15 protein-coding genes are annotated in these 13802 nt (G+C 68.6%); 14 read left to right on the plus strand and 1 reads right to left on the minus strand.

All coding sequences use genetic code 11. The features are described from left to right. The first annotated feature begins 80 nt into the window (after positions 1-80). The 11 genes from R4823_RS16600 to R4823_RS16650 all read left to right on the plus strand — a co-directional run bounded on the left by R4823_RS16600 (position 81) and on the right by R4823_RS16650 (position 9863). Positions 81-1181 carry an amidohydrolase family protein gene (locus tag R4823_RS16600; protein WP_279815187.1) on the plus strand — a complete coding sequence of 367 codons (1101 nt, stop codon included), beginning with the start codon at positions 81-83 and terminating at the stop codon, positions 1179-1181. 90 nt (positions 1182-1271) lie between these two features. Continuing rightward, a complete protein-coding gene (locus tag R4823_RS16605) occupies positions 1272-2255 on the plus strand; it encodes a tripartite tricarboxylate transporter substrate binding protein (protein WP_087839206.1) in 984 nt (327 codons plus the stop codon). A gap of 19 nt (positions 2256-2274) precedes the next feature. Beyond that, positions 2275-3267, plus strand: a complete 993-nt coding sequence (locus R4823_RS16610; RefSeq protein WP_338615477.1) for an ABC transporter substrate-binding protein — start codon at positions 2275-2277, stop codon at positions 3265-3267. Then, entirely contained in the window at positions 3264-4127 is an 864-nt protein-coding gene (locus R4823_RS16615; protein WP_338615479.1) for an alpha/beta hydrolase, read from the plus strand. Before R4823_RS16610 ends, R4823_RS16615 begins: the two co-directional genes overlap by 4 nt. Before the next feature lie 20 nt (positions 4128-4147). Continuing rightward, complete coding sequence (locus tag R4823_RS16620) at positions 4148-5311, plus strand: ABC transporter substrate-binding protein (RefSeq protein ID WP_338615480.1); 1164 nt, start codon at positions 4148-4150, stop codon at positions 5309-5311. 17 nt (positions 5312-5328) lie between these two features. Beyond that, the gene (locus R4823_RS16625; RefSeq protein WP_165963299.1) at positions 5329-6207 is read left to right on the plus strand and encodes a branched-chain amino acid ABC transporter permease; all 879 of its coding nucleotides are present in this window, start codon (positions 5329-5331) and stop codon (positions 6205-6207) included. Next, positions 6204-7190: a branched-chain amino acid ABC transporter permease gene (locus R4823_RS16630; protein WP_087839202.1), complete on the plus strand. Its 987-nt coding sequence runs from the start codon at positions 6204-6206 to the stop codon at positions 7188-7190. Before R4823_RS16625 ends, R4823_RS16630 begins: the two co-directional genes overlap by 4 nt. Beyond that, positions 7187-7945 carry an ABC transporter ATP-binding protein gene (locus R4823_RS16635; protein ID WP_087839201.1) on the plus strand — a complete coding sequence of 253 codons (759 nt, stop codon included), beginning with the start codon at positions 7187-7189 and terminating at the stop codon, positions 7943-7945. The genes R4823_RS16630 and R4823_RS16635 overlap by 4 nt, the downstream gene beginning before the upstream one ends. Beyond that, the gene (locus R4823_RS16640; RefSeq protein ID WP_087839200.1) at positions 7942-8661 is read left to right on the plus strand and encodes an ABC transporter ATP-binding protein; all 720 of its coding nucleotides are present in this window, start codon (positions 7942-7944) and stop codon (positions 8659-8661) included. Before R4823_RS16635 ends, R4823_RS16640 begins: the two co-directional genes overlap by 4 nt. A gap of 34 nt (positions 8662-8695) precedes the next feature. Then, positions 8696-9001: a hypothetical protein gene (locus R4823_RS16645; protein ID WP_087839199.1), complete on the plus strand. Its 306-nt coding sequence runs from the start codon at positions 8696-8698 to the stop codon at positions 8999-9001. A 13-nt stretch (positions 9002-9014) separates the two neighbouring features. After that, positions 9015-9863: a hypothetical protein gene (locus tag R4823_RS16650; protein ID WP_087839198.1), complete on the plus strand. Its 849-nt coding sequence runs from the start codon at positions 9015-9017 to the stop codon at positions 9861-9863. A gap of 28 nt (positions 9864-9891) precedes the next feature. On the opposite strand, the gene R4823_RS16655 is transcribed toward R4823_RS16650, so the two are convergent. Beyond that, positions 9892-11343 carry a YihY family inner membrane protein gene (locus R4823_RS16655; protein ID WP_087839197.1) on the minus strand — a complete coding sequence of 484 codons (1452 nt, stop codon included), beginning with the start codon at positions 11341-11343 and terminating at the stop codon, positions 9892-9894. A gap of 21 nt (positions 11344-11364) precedes the next feature. On the opposite strand from R4823_RS16655, the gene wrbA reads away from it, so the two are divergent. From wrbA to R4823_RS16670, 3 genes are read left to right on the plus strand one after another with little or no spacing between them, the layout of a single operon-like run. Next, entirely contained in the window at positions 11365-11976 is a 612-nt protein-coding gene (gene wrbA / locus R4823_RS16660; protein WP_087839196.1) for an NAD(P)H:quinone oxidoreductase, read from the plus strand. Continuing rightward, positions 11973-12377, plus strand: a complete 405-nt coding sequence (locus R4823_RS16665; protein ID WP_087839195.1) for a DUF2069 domain-containing protein — start codon at positions 11973-11975, stop codon at positions 12375-12377. Before wrbA ends, R4823_RS16665 begins: the two co-directional genes overlap by 4 nt. A gap of 22 nt (positions 12378-12399) precedes the next feature. Continuing rightward, positions 12400-13800: an FAD-binding oxidoreductase gene (locus R4823_RS16670; RefSeq protein ID WP_087839194.1), complete on the plus strand. Its 1401-nt coding sequence runs from the start codon at positions 12400-12402 to the stop codon at positions 13798-13800. The last annotated feature ends 2 nt before the right edge of the window (positions 13801-13802 follow it).

The raw sequence follows: 13802 nt of genomic DNA on the forward strand, positions 1-13802 counted from the left end.
ATCATTACGTGAAAGGACTGAACATGCTTGAAGGATTCAAGATTTATGATGCAGATGCCCACGTTCTAATGACCCCGGAAATGTGGGAAACCCTTCCCAAACAGTACTGGCTGCGGCGTCCGCGGCCAGTCAAGTTCGGCGACGGCCACGAGCTCGGCAACTGGGGCACGGCATGGCTGGTGGACGGCCGCATCGAGCCGCACCCGTTCGGACCCGGCACCCACGCCGCCAACACCCCCGGCATGGTGCTGGAGGAATACGGCGCCAACCGCGCCCGGGCCGGCGACTTCACCGCCTTCTCCCTGCCCGTCGGCTGTGTCACGCTGGGCGACGTCGCCGACCGGCTCACCGCGATGGACAAACTGGGCATCGACGTCCAGGTCCTGTTCCCCAGCACGATATACGCCACCATCGCCGCGGACGCGACGCTGGAAGGCGAACTCTTCCGGGCCTACAACCGCTACATCGGCACGCGCTGCCGCGACGCGGCCAAGCGTCTGCGCTGGGTCGGCCTGCTGCCCATGCGGGACGCCGAGCAGGCCCGGCTGGCCATGAAAGAAATGGTCGCCATGGGCGCGGCCGCCGCCGTGGTGTTCGGGACCGTGGGCGACCGCATGCTGTCGCACCCGAGCTTCGAGCCGATCTGGAACGAGTTCTCGCGCACCGGGCTGCCCCTGTGCGTGCACATGGCCATGAGCTTCCCGCCGCTGGCCCAGTTGTGCGAGTCGATCCAGGACGCCAACATGATCGGCAAGGCCATGCCCGCGCAACTGGCCTTCATGGCCATGGCCGGCCACGGCATGCTGGACAAGTATCCCAGCCTGAAGGTCGCGTTCCTGGAGTTCGGCGGCGAATGGATCTTCTATTCGGTGGGGCGCATGAAGCAGTACGCCGAGGTCAACAAGGGCCGGATGGCCGACCCCAGCATGCTGCCCAAGAGCGAAGTGGACGACCTGGTCAAGTCGGGCCGCATCTACCTCGGCCCCGAATCCAGCGACGCCATGCTGGCGCACGAGCTCAAGCTGCTGGGCGATGGCCAGCTTCTCTATTCCTCGGATTTCCCCCATGGCGAAGGGCGGGACAACGCCGCGATGGAGATCATCGAGCGCCAGGACCTCACCAAGGAGCAGAAGCGCAAGTTCCTGTACGACAACGCCGCCAACTTCTACGGGGAGCCCTGATACACGGAGCGAAAGGCGCGGCGCGCCGCCAGGCATCCGGCCTGCGGCGCGCCCACCGGTAAGGAGAAACGTCACTCCAGGAGAGATTCCATGAAGCCGTTCCACCATCGCCTTGCCCGATATTCCCTCGTGCTGCTGCCCCTGGCCGCCCATGGCGCGGCCTGGGCGCAAAACAATGCCTATCCGTCCCGGCCCATACGTATCGTGAATCCCTACGGGGCAGGTGGGCTGGGAGACGTCAGCTTCCGCCTGATCGCGCCGCTGATGGAAAAGCAGCTCGGGCAGCCGCTCGTCATCGAGAACAAGCCCGGCGCCTCCGGCAACCTGGGCGCCGCGGACGTGGCGCGCGCCGCCCCGGACGGCTATACGCTGCTGCTGGGTGCCGTGAACAATTTCGCGACGAACCAGTATCTCTACCGCGACATGACCTTCGATCCGCTGACGGCGTTCGACCCCATCGCCCTGATCAGCAACGCGCCCACGATCGTCGTCGTCAATCCCGCCGTGCCGGCCCGCAGCCTGCGCGAACTGGCCGCCTACGCGAAGGAGCGGCCGGGCAAGGTGAACTTCGGCTCGCCGGGCATCGGCACCCCGCCCCATCTCGCGGCCGAGTTCTTCGCGAACCTGGCCAACGTCTCGATGACCCATGTCCCGTTCAATGGCTCGCCCCCCGTCGTACTGGCCTTGCTGCGCAACGATGTCAACGTGGCGTTCTACACCGCCGGCCCCATCGCGGGCCCGCTCAAGGCCGGCACGATCCAGCCCATCGCGGTCGCGGCCAGCGAACGGCTCGACATCCTGCCCAACGTGCCGACCACCGCGGAAGCGGGCTTCGGCGCCCTGCAGACGGGCAGCTGGATAGGGCTGGCCGCGCCCAAGGGCACGGATCCCGCCGTGCTGGACAAGCTCAACGCGGCCGTCCGGCAGGCGCTGGCCGACCCGGAGGTGCGCAAGCGCTATGCGGAGATGGGCATGCTGACCGGCAATACCAGCCGCGCGCAGTTCTCGTCGCTGATCGACGCCGAGGCGACCCGGTGGAAGAAAGTGATCGCCGACGCGGGGATCGCGAAATGATCCTGGGCAGGCTCAGACCATGCTGACGCTGACGCTTGCCTGCGCCGCCTATGACCGGACGCGGCCGCTGATCGACGGGCGGGTCGCCATCGAAGGCGTCGACCTGCGGGCGACGACGCTGCACCCCGAGGCCGCCTTCGCGCGCGCGAAGGCGGCCGAGTTCGACCTGACCGAGCTGTCCTTGAGCGGCTACCTGCGCTCGCTGGATGCCGGGAACCCGGCCTATGTCGCGCTGCCGATCTTTCCCTCGCGCGCCTTTCGCCACAGCGGCATCTATGTCCATGCGGGCCGCGGCATCCGCTCGCCGGCCGAGCTGCGCGGCAGGACCATCGGAACGCCGGACTACAAGACGACGGCCAACGTCTGGATCCGGGCTTTTCTGGCCCACGACCACGGCGTCCAGCCCCACGAGATGCAGTGGATGGAGGCCGCCATGGAAGCGGGCGAACCGGGGCCGGCCACCACCACCGCCGTCCCGGGCGTCTCCATCCTGGCCCTGCCGGACCAGGACTTGTCCGGCATGCTGGCCCGTGGAGAGATCGACGCGGTCGTCGGCGCCAAAGTGCCGTCCTGCTTCGGCCCCGGGCAGGACGACGTGGCCCGGTTGTTCCCCGATCATCAACGGGTCGAGCAGGACTACTACCGGCGCACCGGCTTCTTTCCCATCATGCATGTGCTGGGACTGCGGCGCGACCTGCACGAGCGCCATCCCTGGCTGGCCCAGGCGATCTGCCAAGGCTTCGAGGCCGCCCGGCGCATGGCGCTCCAGGACCTCCGGGACGTCTGCCAGCTGGCCGCCACCCTGCCCTGGGTCGTGGCGGAATACCAGCGCACGGTGGACCTGATGGGCGAGGACTACTGGCCGTACGGCCTGGATGCCAACCGGGAGGTGCTGCAGGCCTTCGCGCGCTACCACTTCCAGCAGGGCTTGTCCGCCCGGCTGCACAGCCCCGGCGATTGGCTCGCCCCCGCGAATTTTTCTTCGAACCGCGTCACCACGAGATCCGCATGAACGAACGCCCCGCACTCTACGACATCGAGGCCACGGTCCCCGATTTCCGCACCCACCTGCAGCGCTACGCCGAAGCCAGCCGGCTCACGCGCGAGCGACGGCCGACCCGGCTCGACCTTGCCTACGGCGAAGGAGTCGCGCACACGCTGGACGTCTATCTGGCGGACGCTCCCCACGCGCCCGTGGTGATCTACCTGCACGGCGGCGCCTGGAAAGGATCGAGCAAATCGGACCGCGGCTTTCCCGCCGATACCTTCGGGCCGGCGGGCGCCATCTGGGTCTCCATGGAATATCCCCTGGCGCCCGCCGCGAGCGTGGACGACATGGTCGCGGCGGTACGCAAGGGCGTGGCCTGGGTCCATCGCCACGCGGCCTCCTTCGGCGGCGATCCCGGCCGCATCTTCCTTTGCGGCAACTCCGCGGGCGGCCATCTGGCCGGCATGGCGGCGGCCACCGACTGGGCGGCGCACGGCCTGCCGGCCGACCTCGTCAAGGGCATCACGACGGTAAGCGGTATCTTCGACATGCGGCCCATGGCCCGATCGCTGATGAACGAGTGGTTGCGCCTGGATGCGGAAAGCGCCGCGCGCAACAGCCCTCTCCTGCACCTGCCTCGCGTGGCCTGTCCCCTGGTCTGCGCCGTGGGGGAAAAGGAGTTGCCCGAATTCGTCGAGCAGTCCGCCGGCTATGCGCGGGCATGGGCCGCCGCGGGCTACCCCTCGCGCTTCATGCCCATGCCGGGCCATGACCATTTTTCCATCATCGACGAGCTCAACCGGCCCGACGGCCCGCTGCTGGCGGCGATGTTCGAACAGATCGGCCTTCGCAACCGCGGCGCCGCTTCCCGCGCCCACACCTGAATAAAGGAGTAGCCCGAATCATGAAACTGCGTCTTCGCTCTTGCCTCGCATCATGCGCCCTGGCCGCCGCGGCCGCGCACGGCCCTGCGCATGCCGCCGACAAGCCCTTGAAGATCGGCGTCGTCACCGAGTTCTCCGGCACCTATGCCTCCGCCGGGCAGTCCATCGAAAGCGCGATGCGCGCCTACATGAAGCTCAACGGCGACACCGTGGCTGGCCGCAAGGTCGAGCTCATCCTGCGCGACACCGGCGGCATCTCGCCCGAGAACGCGCGCCGCTACGCGCAGGAACTGGTCACCCGCGACAAGGTCGACGCGCTGGTGGGCTTCAACTTCACCCCCAACGCGCTGGCCGCCGCGCCCATCGCCACCGCGGCCAAGACGCCGATGATCGCGCTCGCGGCCACGGCCATCGTCACCGAGAAATCCCCCTATATCGTGCGCACCGCGTTCACGCTCGGACAGACGTCGGCGCCCATGGCCACCTGGGCGGCCAGGAACGGCATCAAGCGCGTATTCTCGCTGGTGTCCGACTACGGCCCCGGGCACGACGCCGCGCAGGCCTTCAAGGATGCGTTCACCGCCGCCGGCGGCCAGATGGCGGGCGAAATACGCATGCCCGTCAGCAGCATGGAATTCGCGCCCTTCCTGCAACGGGCCCGCGACGCGCGCGCCGACGCCATCTTCGTGTTCGTGCCGGGCAGCGAAGCCGCCATCGCCTTCATGAAGGCGTACAACGAACGCGGTTTCAAGCAAGCGGGCATTCGCCTGATCGGCACGGGCGACCTGGTCGACGACGACTCGCTGCCGGCCATCGGCGACGTCGCGCTGGATACCGTCACCGCCCACCACTACTCGGCCGCGCACGACTCCGACCTGAACCGCGGCTTCGTCAAGGCGGTCCAGGATCAGGGACGCAAGCGGCCCAACTTCATCGGAGTGGGCGCCTATGACGCCATGGCCGTCATCTACGCCGCGGTCAAGAAAACCGGCGGCGATACCGACGGCGACAAGCTCGTCGCGGCGATGAAAGGACTCAAGCTCGACAGCCCGCGCGGCCCGATCTCGATCGACCCCGCCACGCGCGACATCGTGCAAGACATCTACATCCGCAAAGTCCAGAAGGTCGGAGGCGAGCTCTACAACGTCGAGTTCGACAAGATCGAGGCCGTCAAGGCCCGCTAGCCAAAGGAGTCCGCATGCTGACCGACTTCGTCGGCGTGATCATCGATGGAACGTCGTACGGCGCCATGCTGTTCGTGATCGCGCTCGGATTGTCCATCACGCTGGGGTTGATGGGTTTCGTCAACCTCGCGCACACCGCCGTCGCCATGTTCGGCGGCTATTTCCTCGTCACGCTGGTCAACCAGTTGGCCTGGCCGTTCTTCGCGTCGGTGGCGGTGGTCGTGGCGGCGATCGCCCTGGCCAGCCTGGTGCTGGAACGCGTGGTCTATGCGCCCTTTTATCGCGCCACGGCGCTCGACCAGAGCCTCCTGACCTTCGGCCTGATGCTGATGGCCGGCGGCATCGTCCACTATTTCTGGGGGCCGTCGCAACAGGCGGTGCGGGTGCCCGAGTACCTGGACGGCCGCTGGTACCTGGGCGATCTCAGCGTCTCCAAGTACCGGCTGATGCTGCTCGGCACGGGCCTGGCCCTGCTCGCCCTGCTGAACTGGGGACTCGACTCGACCCGCCTGGGCGCGATGATCCGCGCCTCGGTCGACAACCAGCGCATCGCGGCCGCGATGGGCATACCGGTCAAGCGCGTATTCATGATCGCCTTCGCGATCGGCAGCGGGCTCGCGGCGCTGGGCGGCGCGCTCGGGGCCGAGGTGCTGGGCCTGGATCCGGCCTTCGCCACGCGCACGCTGGTGCTGTGCCTGCTCGTGGTGGTACTGGGCGGCGCCGGCTCGGTCAACGGCACCTTCTTCGCCGCCATGCTGCTGGGCATCTGCGACATCGGCAGCAAATACTACGTCCCCGAGTTCGGGGCCTTCATGATCTACGTGCTCATGGCGCTGGTCCTGCTGTACCGGCCGCAAGGCCTCTACAGCCTCTTCGCGCGCAGGAGGGCCGCATGAACGGCAGCCCGCTGCGCCCCCTGCTGGACCGCTCGCGCTGGCGCGTGCCCGAGCTCGTGTTCTGGACGCTCGTCGTCGCGGCCTTCTTCGTCTTTCCCGATCACCGCAGCCTGGGCGCGCAAGTACTGGTAACCGGCATCTTCGCGCTGTCGCTCGACATGCTGCTGGGCTACGCGGGCATCGTCACCCTGGGACATGCCGCGTTCTTCGGCGTGGGCGCGTTCACCGCCGGCTGGCTCGGCAAGTACGGCTGGCACGAACCGGTCTCGGCGCTGGCCATCGCCGCCGCCGTCACGGCATGCGCGGGCGCGCTCGGCAGCCGGCTGGTCGTGCGGGGCACCGACCTGAGCCGGCTCATGGTGACGCTGGCCATCGGCCTCGTGCTGTACGAGGCCGCCAACAAGGCCACCGCGATCACCGGCGGCATCGATGGCCTGCAAGGCATCGAGTTCGCGCCGCTGCTCGGCCTCTTCCCGTTCGACCTCATGGGATCGACCGCCTACGCATACGCGGCCATCGTAGCCTTCGTCACGCTCTACCTCGTGCGCAGGCTGGTCAATTCGCCCTATGGCCTGTCCCTGCATGCCACGCGCATGAACCGCCGGCGCGCGCTGGCCGTGGGCATCGACGACGGCCGCACCCTGGCGATCTCCTACGTCGCCTCGGCGGCGGTGGCGGGCGTCGCGGGCGCGCTGACGACGCAGATCACGCAGTTCATCACCATCGATGCGCTCGGTTTCGGGCGGTCGGCCGACATCCTGATCATCGCCGCGCTGGGCGGCGTGGGCTACCTGTACGGCGGCTTCATCGGCGCGCTGGTATTCGTCGTGGGCCGCGACCTGCTGTCCGGCATCAGCCCCGCCTACTGGCATTTCTGGCTGGGCCTGCTGCTGGTGCTCACCATCTTCTTTGCCCGCGGCGGCATCATGGGCACCGCCGCGCGGCTGGCCCGGCGCCTGGCGCACAAGGAGGCGCAACAATGATACAGACCGTCGACCTGTGCAAGCGCTTCGGCGCGCTGGTGGCGACCGACCATGTGAACCTGTCGCTCGCTCCCGGCGACCGGCATGCGCTGATCGGCCCGAACGGCGCGGGCAAGACGACCTTCATCAACCTGCTGACCGGCATGCTGCGCCCGACCTCGGGCCGCGTCCTGCTGGACGGCGCGGACGTGACCGCGGCGCCGCCCGACAAACGGGTGGACCTGGGGCTGGTGCGCACCTTCCAGATCAATACGCTGTTCCTGGACATGACCGTGCTGGAGGCGGTCACGCTGGTCGTGCTGGCGCGCACCGGAGCCGTCCGCTCGCTGTTCGGGTCGCTGCGCCGGCATGAGCCGGCGGCCGGCGAGGCCTGGGAACTGCTCGAGCGCATCGGCCTGGCGCAGGACGCGCATCGGCCCACCCGGCAGCTCGCCTACGGCAGGCAGCGGCTGGTGGAAATCGCGCTCGCGCTGGCGCGCAAGCCCAAGGTGCTGCTGCTGGACGAACCGGCTGCCGGCGTCTCGGCGGCCGACAGCCGCCATGTCTTCGCGGTCCTGGATCGACTGCCCCAGGACATCGCCATCCTTCTGATCGAACACGACATGAACCTCGTCTTCCGCTTCGCGCAGCGCATTTCGGTGCTCGTCGCCGGCCGCCTCATCGCCACCGGGCTACCCGGCGACATCGCCCGCGACCCCCGCGTGCGCGAGGCCTATCTCGGCCAGGCGGCCCCCCTGGAGGCGGCATCCGCATGAATGCGACGGACAGCCTGCTGCAACTGGAGCACGTGCGCGCCGGCTACGGCGACGCGATGGTGCTGGACGATCTCTCGTTCTGCCTGGGCGCCGGCGACAGCCTGGCGGTGCTCGGACGCAATGGCGTGGGCAAGACCACCCTGCTCGAAACCCTGATGGGCAACACGCGCCTGACGGGCGGGCGCATTCTCTGGCAGGGCCGCGACATCGCCAGGCTGGACGCCTGCCAGCGGTCTCGCGCCGGCCTGGGCTGGGTGCCGCAGGAGCGCGAGGTGTTCGCGTCGCTGACCGTCGAGGAGAACCTGACCGTGGTCGCATGCCGCGGCCCATGGACGCTGGACCGGGTCTACGGCCTGTTCCCGCGGCTGCGCGAGCGGCGCGCCAACCTGGGCAACGAGCTGTCCGGCGGAGAACAACAGATGCTGGCCGTGGGCCGCGCGCTCATGACCAACCCGCGCCTGCTCCTGCTGGACGAACCCATGGAGGGCCTGGCGCCCATCGTCGTCGAGGAGCTTGGCGCCGCCATCATCGCGCTGCACACGCAGGAAGGCATGACCACGATCGTGGTCGAGCAGCATCCGGTCATCGCCCTGGCCATGGCCTCGACCGCCATCATCCTGGACCGCGGCCGCATCGTGCATCAGTCCTCGAGCGCGGCGCTGCGGGCATCGCCCGAGACGCTCGACCGCTGGCTCAACGTTGCCGCGGCCGAATGAACGACTTATCGTTTCCAACGAACAAGGAGCCGACATGGGAATCCGAGACACCGACAAGACCCTGCCATCGAACCGCATGGTGTTCGAACTGCGGCGCGACGAGCAGAAATACCTCGCGTTCAAGCAGGACATCGAGGCATCCATGACCGCATACGCCCTTTCGGAAGAAGAAAAGCGCGCCTGGCGCGACATGGACATCGAGGCGCTGGGCGCCATGGGCGTGCATCCCTATTTCCTGCCGCAGATATCGCGGCTTTTCAAGGGCGGCTCGCGCAACCACAACGACAGCGACGCGGCGCGCCTGTACGCCGAGAAGATGGGCATCGCGTCGCAGGACTGATCCGGAGAAGAACATGGCAAAGATCGTCGCAACCCTGGGCGTGGCCCACGCCCCCGGCGTCACCGGCTGGATAGACAAGGCGCCCCAGCACGAGCAGGACGGCGTCCTGGCCGGCTACGCGCAGTTCCAGAAACTGATGGACGAAGTGCGGCCCGACGTGGTCATAGGCATCGCCAACGACCACCTGTTGAATTTCTCGCTCGACAACATTCCCGACTTCTGCGTGGGCATAGGCGAACAATGGGCCGGCCCCGCGCCCTGGTTCCGCGACTGGCTGAACGTACCGGACTACACGGTGCGCGGCCACCGCGACCTGGGCCGCGCACTGGTGCGCGAATCGGCCAAGGCGGGCATCAACCACGCGTTCGCCGACAAACTGTTGTTCGACGACAACTGGTCGGTGCCGCTCAAGTTCCTGTTCCCGCGCTACGACGTGCGTTTCGTCCCCATCCACATGAACCCCATCGTGCCGCCGGTGCCGACCGCGGCGCACTGCTATGCCGTGGGCGAAACCATCGCGCGCATCGTCCAGGCCTTCCCGTCCGACGAACGAGTGGTGATCATGGGCACGGGCGGTCTCTCGCACGATCCCGGCGGCAAGGACTACTTCACGGTGCACGAGGAATTCGACCGCTGGTTCCTGGCGCTGATGGAGGAAGGCAACGCCGACCGGGTCAAGCGCGAGCTGACCTTCGAGAAACTGCTGACGGGCGGGGATGGCGGCGCGGGGGAACTGCTGGCCTGGGTGGTCGCCATGGGCGCGGCCGCGGTATGCGGCAACGCCCGGGCGGAAACGGTGTTCTACGTGCCGTCGGTACCCATGCGCTGCGGCATGGGCGGCGTGTACTGGCGGCTGGAATGACGGCGCGGCGGGCGCAGGCCGCACCGGGTCAGGACGCGCGCAGGCGGCGCAGCCGCTCCTCCTGGACGCCCTCGGCCGCCTCTTCGCCGGCCTCGGCTTCCTGTTCCTCCCGGTCCGGCTCCAGTTCCAGCTCTCGATCCAGGGCCAGTTCCGCCTCGACATCCTCGGGGCGCTGTTTCAGGGCCTCGGCGATGGTGACCGAGCCGCTTTCCCAGGCGGCGTTCACCGCGTGCAGCAACATCGGGTCGTCGGCCAGCGGCGCCCGGTCCAGCAGCAGCCGGTCCACCACGGGCGCCAGGGTGGCCACGGTGGGATCGCAGACCATGGCCCAGCGTTCGCGGGCGGCGCCGGCATCGCCGATGCGGGCGATGTAGCCGATGCTGGACAAGGTGTCGAGCACCACCATCAATTCGTCGTGATGCAGGTTCAGCCTGCTGCGCAGCGCCAAGGTGCTCAGGCCCGGTGGATTGCGGTCGCGCACCGAGGACAACGCGCGCAGGATGGACAAGGCATCCACGAACGGCCGCCCCGGGCGCCGGACGGTCTCCCAGCGTCCCATCCGGATCAGCGGCAGGCTGGCCGCCAGCGTGGCGCCGAACAAGGTCACCAGCCACGACAGGTAGATCCACATCAGGAAGATAGGCAGCGTGGCGAAGGCGCCGTACAGCACGGTGTAGGTGGGAAAGCGCGTCAGGTAGAACGCGAAGCCGGACTTCATGATTTCCAGCACGATGGCCGCCGCGAAACCGCCCGTCATCGCGTCGCGTGCCTCGACGTGCCGGTTGGGCACCACCATGAACAGCGCGCCGAAGGCCAGGCCCGTCAATATCAGCGGAATGAAGGACAGCAGCACGCCGATGGGCGCCGGCACGTCGCCCACCAGGCCCATGGATTCGCGCGCCAGGAAGGACGTGGCCCACAGGCTGGCGCCGATCAGCACCGGCCCCAGCGTGAGCGTGGCCCAGTAGATCAGCACCCGCTGCGGCAGCGGCCTGCCCTTGCGCACGTGCCAGATCTCGTTCAGCGCCTTGTCGATGGTCAGCATCAGCGAGACGGCCGTGATCATCAGGAAGATGCCGCCCACGGCGGTCAGCCGGCTCGCCTTCTGCGCGAACTGGTTCAGGTATTCCATGATGTTGTCCGCCACCGCCGGCGGCATCAGGTTGCTGATCAGGAACGCCTCCAGCGCGCCCTGGAACTCGCGGAACAGCGGAAACGCGGTAAACAGGGCCAGCGCCACCGCCAGCAGCGGCACCATCGACAGCACCGAGGTGAAGGTCAGGCTGGAGGCGACCTGGGTGATGCGCTCGTCGGCCGCGCGCTGCAATGCGAACCGCAGGAGCCGCCCCACGCGCACGGGCCAGGATTCGTTGGCGAGCAGGCTGCGGCGCAGCGCGATCGCGCGCGCCTGGATGGAAGCGGCGCCCGAAGGCGGTGGCGGCGTGGAAGAAGTAGCGGGCGCGGGAGCTTTCTGGACCATGTCGAGAGATAATACGGACCTATGGATATTCTGATCTTGTACTACAGCCGGCACGGCGCGACACGCCAGTTGGCCGAGCACATCGCGCTGGGCGTGGAACGCGTACCCGGCGCGCGGGCACGGCTGCGCACGGTTCCGCCGGTCTCGGCCGTGTGCGAGGCCACGGCCCCCGCCATTCCCGACAGCGGTCCTCCCTACGTCGAACCGGCGGACCTGGAAGAATGCGCGGGCCTGGCGCTGGGATCGCCCACCCGCTTCGGCAACATGGCCGCGCCCATGAAGCACTTCATCGACCATACCACCCAGCAGTGGCTGGCGGGAAGCCTGGCGGGCAAGCCGGCAGCGGTCTTCACGTCCACCGGCTCCATGCACGGCGGCCAGGAAAGCACGCTGCTCAGCATGATGCTGCCGCTGCTTCATCACGGCATGCTGCTGGTGGGCCTGCCCTTCACCGAGCCCGCGCTGATGGCCACGCGCCATGGCGGCTCGCCCTATGGCGCCTCGCACGTGGCCGGGGTCGACAACAGCCTGCCCATGCAGCGCGACGAAACCCAACTGGCCGAAGCCCTGGGCACGCGCCTGGCCCGCACCGCCCTCGAACTCCACACCGGCCGGCAGGCCCGCACCCGATGAACGCTCCCTCCGTCGACCTCAACCCGCGGCTGCGCCTGGTCGCCTCGATCTCGCTGCTGGCCCTGATCGTGCTGTGCATCGCCTGGGAAACCGTGCTGGCGCCCCTGCGGCCCGGCTCGCTGCTGGCGCTCAAGGCATTGCCGCTGCTGCTGCCGCTGCGCGGCGTGCTGCGCGGCAACCTGTACACCTACCAATGGGCATCGATGCTGATCCTGCTGTATTTCATGGAAGGCGTGGTGCGCGCGACCACCGATCCAGCTCCGTCCGCGCACGTGGCCTGGGCCGAGGTCGCGCTGACCACGGTCTTCTTCTGGTGCGCCATCCTGTACGTGCGCCCGGCCAAGCGCGCCGCGCAGGCCGCCCGCAAGGCCGCCAAGGCGGCGGACAAACAGGCGGGCTGACCGCCGCCAAGGAGACACCGGCATGGACCTGCTGACCGAGCTCACGAACCTGCTGGGGGCCGGCCAGGTCTTGACCGGGCCGGACGCCGCGCCCTTCCTGACCGACTGGCGCGGCCGCTATACCGGCGCCGCGCTGGCGGTCGTCCGCCCCGGCACGACCGACGAGGTCGCGCGCGTCGTGCGCCTGTGCCGCCGCCACGCCGTTCCCATCGTCCCTCAAGGCGGCAACACCGGTCTGGCGGGTGGCGCCACGCCCGACGCCGGAGGCCGCGCGGTGGTCGTGTCGACGCGGCGCCTGGACCGGCTGCGCGCCCTCGACATCGACGACGACACCATCACCGTCGAAGCCGGCTGCGTGCTCCAGGCGGTACAGGACTGGGCGCGCGAGGCCGGCCGTCTCTACCCGCTCAGCCTGGCCTCGGAAGGCAGCTGCACGGTGGGAGGCAACCTGGCCACCAATGCCGGCGGCACCCAGGTCCTGCGCTACGGCAACGCACGCGAACTGGCCCTGGGGCTGGAAGTGGTCACCGCCCAGGGCGAGATCTGGGACGGCCTGCGCGGCCTGCGCAAGGACAACACCGGCTACGACCTGCGCGACCTGTACATAGGCAGCGAAGGCACGCTCGGCATCATCACCGCCGCCACCCTGCGGCTCTATCCCCTGCCCGTGGCGCAATGCACGGCCCTGGTCGCCCTGCCCTCGCTGGAAACCGCGGTCGCGCTGCTGGCCCTGGCCCGCTCGGGATTCGGCGCGGCGCTGACCGGCTTCGAAGTCATGTCGCATGCCAGCCTGGACGTGGTGACGCGCGCCTTCCCCGACCAGAAACTGCCGCTCGGCCCCACGCCCTGGTACGCGCTGCTAGAGGTATCCGACAGCGAAAGCGCCGAACACGCCCAGGAACGCTTTCACGCGGTCCTGCAGCGGGCGCTGGAGCAGGGCCTGGCCCAGGACGCCGCGGTTGCGGCCAGCCTCGCGCAAAGCCGTGCGCTGTGGCACCTGCGCGAAAGCATCTCGGCCGCCCAGTCCTGGGAGGGCAAGAACATCAAGCACGACATCTCGGTCCCGGCCTCTCGCATCCCCGCCTTCGTGGCCGCGACCGACGCGCTGCTGCAGGCGGCCATCCCCGGCGTGCGCCACATCACCTTCGGCCACCTGGGCGACGGCAACCTGCACTACAACGTCAGCCGGCCGCCCGCCATGGCCGAGCCCGACTTCCTGCTGCGCCAGGACGAGATCTATCGCCTGGTGCACGACAGCGTGCACGCGCACGGCGGGTCGATCAGCGCGGAACACGGCATCGGCCAGCTCAAGCGCGGCGAACTGGCCCGCTACAAGAGCGCGGTGGCCCTGGACCTGATGCGCCGGATCAAGCAGGCGCTGGATCCCGACGGCCTGATGAACCCGGGCAAGGTCCTGCCCTAAGC

Source organism: Pigmentiphaga sp. CHJ604, from assembly GCF_036972535.1.
GTDB lineage: Bacteria > Pseudomonadota > Gammaproteobacteria > Burkholderiales > Burkholderiaceae_B > Pigmentiphaga > Pigmentiphaga daeguensis.

Excerpts from the sequence above, each read along its gene's own strand:
- R4823_RS16615 (WP_338615479.1), top strand. The coding sequence starts at position 3,264 with ATGAACGAACGCCCCGCACTCTACGACATCGAGGCCACGGTCCCCGAT.
- R4823_RS16620 (WP_338615480.1), top strand. The coding sequence starts at position 4,148 with ATGAAACTGCGTCTTCGCTCTTGCCTCGCATCATGCGCCCTGGCCGCC.
- R4823_RS16645 (WP_087839199.1), top strand. The coding sequence starts at position 8,696 with ATGGGAATCCGAGACACCGACAAGACCCTGCCATCGAACCGCATGGTG.
- R4823_RS16635 (WP_087839201.1), top strand. The coding sequence starts at position 7,187 with ATGATACAGACCGTCGACCTGTGCAAGCGCTTCGGCGCGCTGGTGGCG.
- R4823_RS16655 (WP_087839197.1), bottom strand. The coding sequence starts at position 11,343 with ATGGTCCAGAAAGCTCCCGCGCCCGCTACTTCTTCCACGCCGCCACCG.
- R4823_RS16630 (WP_087839202.1), top strand. The coding sequence starts at position 6,204 with ATGAACGGCAGCCCGCTGCGCCCCCTGCTGGACCGCTCGCGCTGGCGC.
- R4823_RS16600 (WP_279815187.1), top strand. The coding sequence starts at position 81 with ATGTGGGAAACCCTTCCCAAACAGTACTGGCTGCGGCGTCCGCGGCCA.
- R4823_RS16670 (WP_087839194.1), top strand. The coding sequence starts at position 12,400 with ATGGACCTGCTGACCGAGCTCACGAACCTGCTGGGGGCCGGCCAGGTC.
- wrbA (WP_087839196.1), top strand. The coding sequence starts at position 11,365 with ATGGATATTCTGATCTTGTACTACAGCCGGCACGGCGCGACACGCCAG.
- R4823_RS16605 (WP_087839206.1), top strand. The coding sequence starts at position 1,272 with ATGAAGCCGTTCCACCATCGCCTTGCCCGATATTCCCTCGTGCTGCTG.
- R4823_RS16640 (WP_087839200.1), top strand. The coding sequence starts at position 7,942 with ATGAATGCGACGGACAGCCTGCTGCAACTGGAGCACGTGCGCGCCGGC.
- R4823_RS16610 (WP_338615477.1), top strand. The coding sequence starts at position 2,275 with ATGCTGACGCTGACGCTTGCCTGCGCCGCCTATGACCGGACGCGGCCG.
- R4823_RS16650 (WP_087839198.1), top strand. The coding sequence starts at position 9,015 with ATGGCAAAGATCGTCGCAACCCTGGGCGTGGCCCACGCCCCCGGCGTC.
- R4823_RS16665 (WP_087839195.1), top strand. The coding sequence starts at position 11,973 with ATGAACGCTCCCTCCGTCGACCTCAACCCGCGGCTGCGCCTGGTCGCC.